The sequence below is a fragment of the Streptomyces sp. NPDC059850 genome, from assembly GCF_042731515.1.
GTDB lineage: Bacteria > Actinomycetota > Actinomycetes > Streptomycetales > Streptomycetaceae > Streptomyces.
Genome location: NZ_JBHWJI010000044.1, coordinates 50,756 through 62,019, shown reverse-complemented (window position 1 = coordinate 62,019; position 11,264 = coordinate 50,756). Strand labels below are relative to the sequence as shown.

Annotated in this window: 1 protein-coding gene; it reads left to right on the top strand. The window is 73.0% G+C overall.

The genetic code is table 11. From position 1 onward, the window contains the following. Window positions 1-33: 33 nt before the first annotated feature. A complete protein-coding gene (locus ACFV9T_RS29915; RefSeq protein WP_385445556.1) occupies window positions 34-11,244 on the top strand; it encodes a type I polyketide synthase in 11,211 nt (3,736 codons plus the stop codon). Window positions 11,245-11,264: the final 20 nt, after the last annotated feature.

The window sequence follows — 11,264 nt, the reverse complement described above, 5'->3', positions numbered from 1 at the left end:
ATTCTTCAACTGACCTCAGGAGGTGACGTTTCCGTGGCGAGCGTGAACGAAGAGAAGCTTCTCGACAATCTGAAGTGGATGACCACTGAGCTGCGCCGGACCCGTCGCCGCCTGACCGAGGTGGAGGCGGACGCGCAGGAACCCATCGCGATCACCGCGATGAGCTGCCGTTTCCCCGGGGGCGTCGGATCGCCCGAGGATCTGTGGCAGTTGGTCGCGGAGGGCGGCGACGCCATTTCCGGATTCCCCGACGACCGTGGCTGGGACATCGAGGGACTGGCCGACCCGGACCCCGAGCGCAGGGGCACCTTCTACAACACTGGTGGCGGATTCCTCGACGGCGCCACCACGTTCGACCCCGGCTTCTTCGGCATCTCGCCGCGCGAGGCGCTGGCCATGGACCCGCAGCAGCGGCTGCTGCTGGAAACGTCCTGGGAGGTGTTCGAGCGCGCGGGCATCGACCCGACGTCGGTCAAGGGCAGCCGCACGGGTGTGTATGTGGGCGCCTCGCCCATGGGCTACGGCCTCGGTACCCAGGACGTGCCGGAGGAGTTGGAGGGTCTGCTGCTCACCGGCGGTGCCACCAGCGTGCTGTCCGGCCGCATCGCCTACACCTTCGGCCTGGAGGGCCCGGCCGCCACGATCGACACGGCGTGCTCGTCGTCGCTGGTCGCCCTGCACTGGGCGGCCCAGGCGCTGCGTCAGCGCGAATGCTCGCTCGCCCTGGTCGGCGGCGTCGCGGTGATGCCCTCCCCGGATGTGTTCGTGGAGTTCAGCCGCCAGCGCGGGCTCGCCCCCGACGGCCGGTGCAAGTCGTTCGCGGCGTCGGCGGACGGCACCGGCTGGTCCGAGGGCGTCGGTGTGCTGCTGGTCGAGCGGCTGTCGGACGCGCGGCGCAACGGCCACCCGGTGCTGGCGGTCGTACGCGGCTCCGCCGTCAACCAGGACGGTGCGTCCAATGGTCTGACGGCGCCGAACGGTCCGTCCCAGCGGCGCGTCATCCGCCAGGCGCTGGAGAACGCCCGGCTGTCCGCCGCCGAAATCGACGTCGTCGAGGCACACGGCACGGGCACGACCCTGGGCGACCCCATCGAGGCGCAGGCACTGCTCGCCACCTACGGCCAGGAGCGGCCGGAGGGCCAGCCGTTGTGGCTCGGCTCGCTCAAGTCCAACCTGGGCCACGCCCAGGCGGCGGCCGGTGTCGCGGGCGTCATCAAGATGGTCATGGCAATGCGCCACGGTGTGCTGCCGCAGACCCTCCACGTCGACCAGCCGTCCCCGACCGTCGACTGGTCGGCGGGCGAGGTGTCCCTGCTGACCGAGGCCCGGCCGTGGGACGAGACCGGCAGGCCGCGCCGGGCCGGTGTCTCGGCCTTCGGTGTGAGCGGCACCAACGCCCACACCATCCTGGAGCAGGCCCCGGAGCCGGAGGAGCCGCAGTCCACGGACGAGGACGGCACCGCGGCCCCGGCCACGGTCACCGCCGCCGTACTGCCGTGGGCCCTGTCCGCCAGGAACGGCGCGGCGCTGCGCGACAACGCCCGGCGCCTCCTCTCCCGTCTCGACCGGGAACCCGCCCTCGGCACCGCCGATGTGGCGTACTCGCTGGCCACCGGCCGGGCGGCGCTGGAGCGCCGCGCGGTGGTCGTCGGCGAGGACCGCGCCGGACTGGTCGCGGGCCTGGAAGCGCTGGCGCGCGGGGAGCTGGCGCCGGGGCTGATCGAGGGCGCGGTCGCCGGTGGCGAGGTGGCGTTCCTGTTCACGGGGCAGGGCAGCCAGCGGCTCGGCATGGGCCGTGAACTGTACGAGGCGTACCCGGTGTTCGCGGAGGCGCTGGACGCGGTGTGCGCGGCGCTGGACCCGCATCTGGAACGGCCGCTGAAGGGTGTGCTGTTCGGGGACGACACCTCGGTGCTCGACCGGACCGGTTTCACCCAGCCCGCGCTGTTCGCGGTCGAGGTGGCGCTGTTCCGGCTGGTCGAGGCGTGGGGGCTGCGGCCCGACTACCTCTCAGGGCACTCGATCGGTGAGCTGGCTGCCGCGCATGTGGCGGGTGTGTTCTCGCTCGCGGACGCTTGCCGATTGGTGGCGGCGCGTGGGCGGTTGATGCAGGACCTTCCGGCCGGTGGCGCGATGATCGCCGTCCAGGCTTCGGAAGAGGAAGTTCTGCCGCTGGTCGGTGGTGGTGTGAGCATTGCCGCCCTCAACGGGCCCACTTCGGTGGTCATCGCGGGTGACGACGATGCCGTGGCTGAGGTTGCCGCGTCGTTCGAGCAGCAGGGTCGTAAGACCAAGCGGCTCACGGTCAGCCATGCGTTCCACTCGCCGCGCATGGACGGGATGCTGGACGCGTTCCGCCAGGTGGCGCGGGGCCTTTCGTACGAGGCTCCGCGCATCCCGATCGTGTCCAACCTGACGGGCGAAGTGGTCTCCACCGAGGACATCACCAGCCCGGACTTCTGGGTACGCCACGTCCGGGAGGCCGTGCGCTTCCTCGACGGGGTGCGCACCCTGGAGGCCAAGGGCGTCACCACATTCATCGAGCTTGGCCCGGACGGTGTGCTCACCGCGATGGCGCAGGAGTGCGTGACCGGCGAGGACGCCGCGTTCATCACCGCGCTGCGCAAGGACCGCCCCGAGGCGGAGGCGCTGACCACCGCCGTGGCACGGGCGCACGTCCGTGGGGTCGCGGTGGACTGGGCCGGGTTCTTCGCCGGGACGGGCGCGGACCGGGTGGATCTGCCGACGTATGCCTTCCAGCACGAGCGGTTCTGGCTGGAGCCGAGCGCGGCGGCCGTGGGTGATGTGGCGCTCGTGGGGCTGGAGTTGGCCGGGCATCCGCTGCTGGGCGCGGCCGTGCCCCTGGCGGACTCCGATGGGCTGGTGTTCACCGGTCGGCTCGGCGTGGACACCCACCCGTGGCTGGCCGACCATGCGGTGCGGGGCGCGGTGCTGGTGCCGGGCACGGCGTTCGTGGAACTCGCCGTACGCGCCGGTGACCAGGTCGGCTGCGATCTGCTCGACGAACTGACCCTGCACGCCCCGCTGGTGCTGCCCGCACGCGGCGGCGTCCGGCTTCAGGTCGCCCTCGGCGCGCCGGACGACACCGGACGGCGGCCCCTCACCGTGCTGTCCCGTGCCGAGGACGCCTCGGTCGAGGAGCCGTGGACGCGCCACGCCGACGGCGTGCTGGTCGCGGGCGCGCCCCGGCCGGAGTTCGCGCTGACCGCGTGGCCGCCGCCGGGCGCAGAGGCGGTCCGTACGGAGGAGCTGTACGCGACCCTCGCGGACGCCGGACTGCGGTACGGTCCGGCGTTCCAGGGGCTTACGGGCGCCTGGCGAGAGGGGAACGAACTCTTCGTCGAGGCCCGGCTGGACGATTCCGTCGCGTCCGGCGCGCAGGACTACGGGCTGCACCCGGCGCTGTTCGACTCCGCGCTGCACGCGCTCGGCCTGCTCGGCCCGGCCGACGGTGAACAGGGCGGGCTGCCGTTCGTCTGGAACGGGGTGTCGGTGTACGCGAGCGGCGCCTCCGCGCTGCGCGTGCGTCTGGTGCTGCGGGGCGCGGACGGCGTCCGGCTGGAGATCGCGGACTCGACCGGTGCGCCGGTCGCCGGAGTGGACTCGCTGGTCCTGCGGCCCGTACCGGCCGAGCGGGCGCTGACCTGGCGCGCGGCGTACCACGAGTCGCTGTTCCGGCTGGACTGGGCCACGGTGCCGGTGGCCGCCGAGAAGTCCGGGGCCACGTCCGGGGCCGGTGTGGCGTGGGCGGTGCTCGGTGCCGGTGCGCCGGTCGCGCTCACGGCCGGTGCCACGGTCCACACCGACCTGGCCGCGCTGGGCGACGCGGTGGAATGCGGGGAGACGCGGGCGCCCGAGTACCTTCTCGCGTACGTCGGCCCGGGGGACACCGCCGAGGACGACGTGGCCGGTGCCGCACACACCGCCGCGCGGGACGCGCTGGCGCTGGTGCAGACGTGGCTGGCCGAGGAGCGGCCGACCGCGTCCCGTCTGGTCCTGGTCACCCAGGGCGCGGTGACCGCCGGGGGCGATGCCGGGGTGGATGACCCGGCGCGGTCGGCGGTGTGGGGTCTGGTGCGCTCGGCGCAGTCGGAGCATCCGGACCGGCTGGTGCTGGTGGACGTGGATGGCACCGATGCCTCGTACGAGGCGCTGGGCGCCGCGCTGGCCTCGGGCGAGCCGCAGTTCGCACTGCGCCGTGGCACGGTCCACGCGCCGCAGCTGGAGCGGGTGGCTTCGGACGGCGCGATGGTGCCCCCGGACGGGGAGCGGGCGTGGCGGTTGGACAGCGTGGACAAGGGCACGCTGGAGAACCTGACGCTGCTGCCGTGCCCCGAGGCGGCGGCGCCGCTGGAGGCCGGGCAGGTGCGGGTCGAGGTCCGGGCCGCCGGGCTGAACTTCCGCGATGTGCTGAACGCGCTGGGCATGTACCCCGGCGAGGCCCCGGTGATGGGCATTGAGGGCGCTGGTGTCGTCGTGGAAACCGGCCCCGATGTCACCGATCTGGCCCCCGGCGACCGCGTCTTCGGCATGCTGCCGGGGGCGTTCGGGCCGCTGGTGGTGGCGGACCGGCGCATGGTGGCCCCGATGCCGCAGGGCTGGACGTTCGCCGAGGCGGCGGCCGTGCCGATCGTCTTCATGACGGCCTACTACGGGCTGCGTGATCTGGCCGGTGTGGAGAGCGGGGAATCGCTGCTGGTGCACGCGGCCGCCGGTGGCGTGGGCATGGCCGCCGTGCAATTGGCCCGCCACTGGGGCGTGGACGTGTTCGCCACCGCCAGCCCGGGCAAGTGGGACACGCTGCGTGCGCTGGGGCTGTCCGACGACCGGATCGCCTCCTCGCGCGACCTGGCCTTCGAGTCGACGTTCCGTGACGTCAGTGGCGGTCGCGGCGTCGATGTGGTGCTGGACTCGCTGGCGCGGGAGTTCGTGGACGCCTCGCTGCGACTGCTGCCGCGCGGCGGCCGGTTCGTCGAGATGGGCAAGACCGACATCCGGGAGCCGGATGAGGTGGCCGCCCAGTACCCCGGCGTCTCCTACCAGGCGTTCGACCTGTTCGACGCGGGTCTCGACCGCATCCAGGAGATGCTGTGCGAGCTGCTGGACCTGTTCCACCAGGGGGCCCTGCGGCCCCTGCCGATCAGCGCCTGGGACGTACGGCAGGCCCCGGACGCGTTCCGCTACATGAGCCAGGCCCGGCACGTCGGCAAGGTCGTACTGACCGTGCCCGCCGGCTGGAACCCGGACGGCACGGTACTGATCACCGGCGGCACCGGTGCCCTGGGCGGCCTGGTCGCCCGGCACGCGGTGGCCGAGCGCGGTGTGCGGCACCTGCTGCTCACCAGCCGCCGTGGCGAGCAGGCAGCGGGCGCGGCCGAACTCAGCGCCGAGCTGAGGGAGTTGGGTGCGGAGGTGACGGTGGCCGCGTGTGACGCGGCCGATCGCGAAGCGCTCGCCGAGGTGCTGGCCGCCATCCCCGCCGAACATCCGCTGACGGCCGTGGTGCACACCGCCGGTGTGCTGGACGACGGTGTCATCGGTTCGCTGACGCCCGAGCGCGTCGACCGCGTCATGCGTCCGAAGGTGGACGCCGCGTGGAACCTCCATGAGCTGACGCGGGACGCGGACCTGGCGGCGTTCGTGCTGTTCTCCGCCGTCTCGGGCGTGTTCGGCGGCCCCGGCCAGGCCAACTACGCCGCCGCCAACACGTTCCTGGACGCGCTCGCGTCGCGCCGTCGCGCCGAGGGGCTTCCGGCCCTCTCGCTCGCGTGGGGCCTGTGGGCGGGCTCCGGCATGGGCAGCGGCCTGAGCGAGATCGACATCAGCCGGATGCGGCGCGCCGGGCTGCCGCCGCTGTCCCCGGCGGAGGGTCTGGCCCTCCTGGACGCGGCGCTCGGCTCGGGCGAAGTGGCGCCGGTCCCCATGCGGGTCGACGCCGTCGCGCTGCGCGCCCAGGCCGCGGCGGGCACTCTCGCGCCGCTGCTGCGCGGTCTGGTCCGCGTTCCGGTACGGCGCGTGGTGGACAACACCGCGAGTGACGGCGCTTCCGGCCTCGCCGGGCGGCTGGCCGGGCTGAGCGCGGCCGAACAGGACCAGCTGCTGCTGGACCTGGTCCGCAGCCAGGTCGCGGCGGTGCTCGGATACGCGGACCCGCAGGCCCTCGACGAGGGCCGGGTGTTCAAGGACATGGGATTCGACTCGCTGACGGCCGTGGAACTGTCCAACCGCCTCCGCGAGGCGACCGGGCTGCGGCTGCCGCCGACGCTGGTCTTCGACTACCCGAACGCGGCCGTCCTCGCGGGCCATCTGCGCGGCGAGCTGGTCGGTGACGTGGCCGACGCGATCGTCCCCCACCGGATGACCCACCGGATGACCAGCTCGGCCGACCACGACGACGACCCGATCGCGATCGTCGCCATGAGCTGCCGTTTCCCCGGCGGCGTACGGTCGCCTGAGGAGCTGTGGCAGCTCCTGCTCTCCGGCGAGGACGCCATCACCGGCTTCCCCGCCGACCGGGGCTGGGACACCCTCTACGGCGACGAACCGGAAGCCACCGCCTTCACCCATGAGGGCGGCTTCCTGTCCGACGTGGCCGACTTCGACGCGGCGTTCTTCGGCATCTCGCCGAGGGAAGCCCTGGCGATGGATCCGCAGCAGCGGCTGCTGCTGGAGGCCTCGTGGGAGGCGTTCGAGCGGGCCGGGATCGACCCGCAGTCGCTGCGCGGCAGCAGGACCGGTGTCTACATCGGCTCCAACGAACAGGACTATCTGAACCTGCTGCTGGACGAGTCGGGCCTCGGAGGACACCTCAGCACCGGCAACGCCTCCAGCGTGGCGTCCGGTCGGCTGTCCTACGCCTTCGGCCTCGAAGGACCCGCGCTCACCGTCGACACCGCGTGCTCGTCCTCGCTGGTGGCACTGCATCTGGCCGCGCAGGCGCTGCGCAACGACGAGTGCTCGCTCGCCCTGGTGGGTGGCGTCACGGTCATGTCGACCCCGGGCGTCTTCGTGGAATTCAGCCACCAGGGCGGGCTGGCCGCCGACGGCCGGATCAAGGCGTTCTCCGGTGACGCGGACGGCACCAACTGGGCCGAGGGTGTCGGGCTTTTCCTGGTGGAACGGGTCTCCGAGGCCCGGAAGAACGGCCACCCGGTGCTCGCCGTGCTGCGCTCCACCGCCGTCAACCAGGACGGTGCGAGCAATGGTCTGACGGCGCCGAACGGCCCGTCCCAGCAGCGCGTCATCCGTCAGGCCCTCGTCAACGCCGATCTCACGGCCGCGGACATCGACGTCGTCGAGGCGCACGGCACGGGGACGTCGCTGGGCGACCCGATCGAGGCGCAGGCGCTCCTGGCGACGTACGGCCAGCAGCGGCCCGAAGGCCAGCCGCTGTGGCTGGGCTCGATGAAGTCCAACATCGGGCACACCCAGGCCGCGGCGGGTGCCGCGGGCGTCATCAAGATGGTGATGGCGATGCGGCACGGTGTGCTGCCGCAGACCCTGAATGTCACCGAGCCGACCCCGCATGTGGACTGGTCGGCGGGCGACATCGAGTTGCTGACCGAGGCGCGGGAGTGGCCGGAGACCGGTCGCCCGCGCCGCGCGGGCGTGTCGTCCTTCGGCTTCAGCGGCACCAACGCTCATGCGGTGCTGGAGCAGGGTCCGGGTGTCGTGTCCGCTGATGTTGTCGCTTCGGATCGGACCCTGCCCGTTCTCGCCTGGCCGGTTTCCGGCCGTACGGAGAACGCGCTCCGGGCCCAGGCCGAGCGGCTGCGCGCCGTCGCGGGCGGCCCGGACGACGGGGCCCGCCCGCTCGACCTCGCGTACTCCCTGGCCACCTCCCGGTCCGCCCTGGAGCACCGGGCCGTGCTGCTCGGCCGCGACGGCGAACTCCCCGGCGAACGGCTCACGGCGCTGGCCGAGGGGCGTGGCGCGGCGGGGCTGGTCGAGGGCTCGGTGACCAGTGGCAAGGTGGCGTTCCTGTTCACGGGGCAGGGCAGCCAGCGGCTGGGGATGGGGCGTGAGCTGTACGACGCGTACCCGGTGTTCGCCGAGGCGCTGGACGTGGTGTGCGACGCGTTGGACGCGCACCTCGAAACGCCGTTGAAGACGGTGCTGTTCGGGGATGACGCGGCGGCGCTGGATCAGACGGGGTACACCCAGCCTGCGCTGTTCGCGGTTGAGGTGGCGCTGTTCCGGCTGGTCGAGGCGTGGGGTGTGCGGGCGGACTTCCTGTCCGGGCACTCCATTGGTGAGTTGGCCGCTGCGCATGTGGCGGGTGTGTTGTCGCTCGCGGATGCTGCGGAGTTGGTGGCGGCGCGTGGGCGGTTGATGCAGGAGCTTCCGGCTGGTGGCGCGATGATCGCGGTGCAGGCTTCGGAGGATGAGGTGCTGCCGCTGGTCGGTGGTGGTGTGAGCATTGCCGCCCTCAATGGGCCGTCGTCTGTGGTCATCGCGGGTGACGACGATGCCGTTGCTGAGGTCGCTTCCGGTTTCGAGGCGCAGGGTCGTAAGACCAAGCGGCTCACGGTCAGCCATGCGTTCCACTCGCCGCGCATGGATGGGATGCTGGACGCGTTCCGCGAGGTTGCTGAGGGGCTTTCGTACGAGGCTCCGCGCATCCCGATCGTGTCGAACCTGACCGGGGGTGTCGTCTCCGCCGAGGAGATCACCAGCCCCGACTTCTGGGTGCGCCACGTCCGTGAGGCCGTTCGCTTCCTGGATGGTGTGCGTGCTCTGGAGGCTCAGGGTGTGACCACGTACGTCGAGCTGGGTCCGGACGGTGTGCTCACCGCCATGGCGCAGGAGTGCGTCACCGGGGCCGATGCGGCGTTCGTGGCCGCGCTGCGTAGCGGCCGTCCCGAGGCCGAGGCCGTCACCACGGCGCTCGCCCAGGCGTACGTCCGGGGCGTCGCGGTGGACTGGGCCGCGTACTACGCGGGTACGGGCGCGGAGCGCGTCGACCTGCCCACGTACGCCTTCCAGCGCCGCCGCTACTGGCCCGACACCGCGCCGGAAGGGGCCGTCGAGACCACCGTGGACGCGGTGGACGCGCGGTTCTGGCACGCCGTGGAGCGCGAGGACTGGCAGTCGCTGGCCACCGAACTGCGCGTCGAGGGCGACCAGCCGCTCAGCGCGGTGTTGCCCGCCCTGTCGTCGTGGCGTCGCGCCCGGCGCGAGGAGTCGGCCGCCGATGGCCGTCTCTACAACGTGGCGTGGAAGCCGCGCCCGCAGGATCCGTCCGGTGCCCTGGCCGGAACCTGGCTGACCGTCGTCCCCGCGAGCCTCGCCGGGGACTCCCGGGTGGCCACGGTGGCCGACGACCTGACGCGGCGCGGCGTACGTGTCGTACGCGTCGAACTGGACGCGGCGGACACCGATCCCCAGACCCTCGCAACGCGTCTCGCGTCGGCTTCGGCCGACGGCCCGGTGGCCGGTGTCCTGTCGCTGCTGGCGCTGGACGAGCGGCCGCATCCGGAGCATCCGGCGGTGCCGGTCGGCCTCGCGCTGACCGGTGCGCTGGTCGAAGCGCTGGCAGAGCGGGACGGATATGCCACCGCGCGCCTGTGGTGCGCCACCCGGGGCGCGGTCTCGACCGGGGCCGCCGACCGGCTGGACAGCGTCACCCAGGCCCAGGTCTGGGGCTACGGCCGGGTCGTCGCCCTGGAGCAGCCCGAGCGGTGGGGTGGTCTGGTCGACCTGCCGGAGACGCTCGACGAACGCGCGCTGGACCGGCTCGCGGGTGTGCTCGCCGGGTCCGACGACGAGGACCAGGTGGCCATCCGGGCCGCCGGGGTCTTCGTACGCCGCCTCGTCCCGGCCCCGCGCGACGCGGCCGCCGCGTCCGTCGAGCCGTGGACGCCGCGTGGCACGGTGCTGGTGACCGGTGGCACGGGTGCGCTGGGGCGGCATGTGGCCCGTTGGCTGGCCCAGCACGGGGCCGAGCGGCTGGTGTTGCTCAGCCGCCGTGGTCCGGACGCGCCGGGCGCGGCCGAGATCGTGGCCGAACTGTCCGGCCCCGACACCGCCGTGTCCGTCGAGGCCTGCGATGTGGCCGACCGCGAGGCGCTGGAAGCGCTCGTGGAGAAGCTGGCCGCCAACGGCACCCCCGTACGGGCCGTGGTGCACGCGGCCGGGGCCTCCCAGGAGCCCGGCACCGGCACCGAACTCCCGGAGTTCGCCCGGATCGTGGCGGCGAAGACCACCGGAGCGGTCCACCTCGACGCCCTCTTCGGTGAGGACACCGAGCCGCTGGACGCGTTCGTGCTCTTCTCCTCGATCGCCGGGGTGTGGGGCAGCGGCGGCCAGGGCGCGTACGCGGCGGGCAACGCCTTCCTCGACGCGCTGGCCGAACAGCGCCGCGCCCGTGGCCTCCCCGCCACGTCCGTGGCCTGGGGCCCGTGGGCGGAGGGTGGCATGGCCACTGAGGGCGACGCCGAGGAGCAGCTGCGCCGCCGTGGCCTGCCGCCGATGGCGCCAGGCCTGAACATGGCCGCCTTCCAGCGGGTGCTGTCCCGCCGGGAGACCGCCGTGACCGTGGCCGATGTCGACTGGGAGCGTTTCGCCCCGGCCTTCACCGCCGCCCGGCCGCGCCCGCTGATCGACGACCTGCCGGGTGTCCGCACTCTGCTGCGGGGCGGCGGCGAGGGTGCGGGCGAGGCAGCGGCCGACGGCGCGTCGGCGCTGCGGGAACGGCTCAAGGGGCTGGCGGCGGCCGACCGTGCGGACGCGGTGCTGGAGGTGGTCCGTACCCATGTGGCCACCGCACTGGGCCATGGTTCCGCCGACGAGGTCGAGGCCGGACGCGCCTTCAAGGAGCTGGGCTTCGACTCGCTGACGGCGGTCGACCTGCGCACCCGGCTGGGCTCGGCCACCGGTCTCGGGCTGCCCGCGAGCCTGGTGTACGACTACCCGACACCGGCCGTGCTCGCCGAGCACCTGCTGACCGAACTGGTCCCGGACGACGGCCCGCGCCACGCGTCGGCCGAGCTGGACACCGATCCGCAGGATGCTGAGCTGCGCCGCATCCTGACCAGCCTCCCGATGAGCCGGATCCGGGAAGCGGGGCTGCTGGACACGCTGCTGCGGCTGGCCGAACCGCAAGCGGCCACCACCGAGACCGGCGGCGTCGAAGACGACACCGAGGCCATCGACACGATGGACGTCCAGCACCTCATCGACATGGCGCTCGATATCGACGGCCTCGACGGCAACGATTCCTGACGCGGACCCAAAGCACGGAG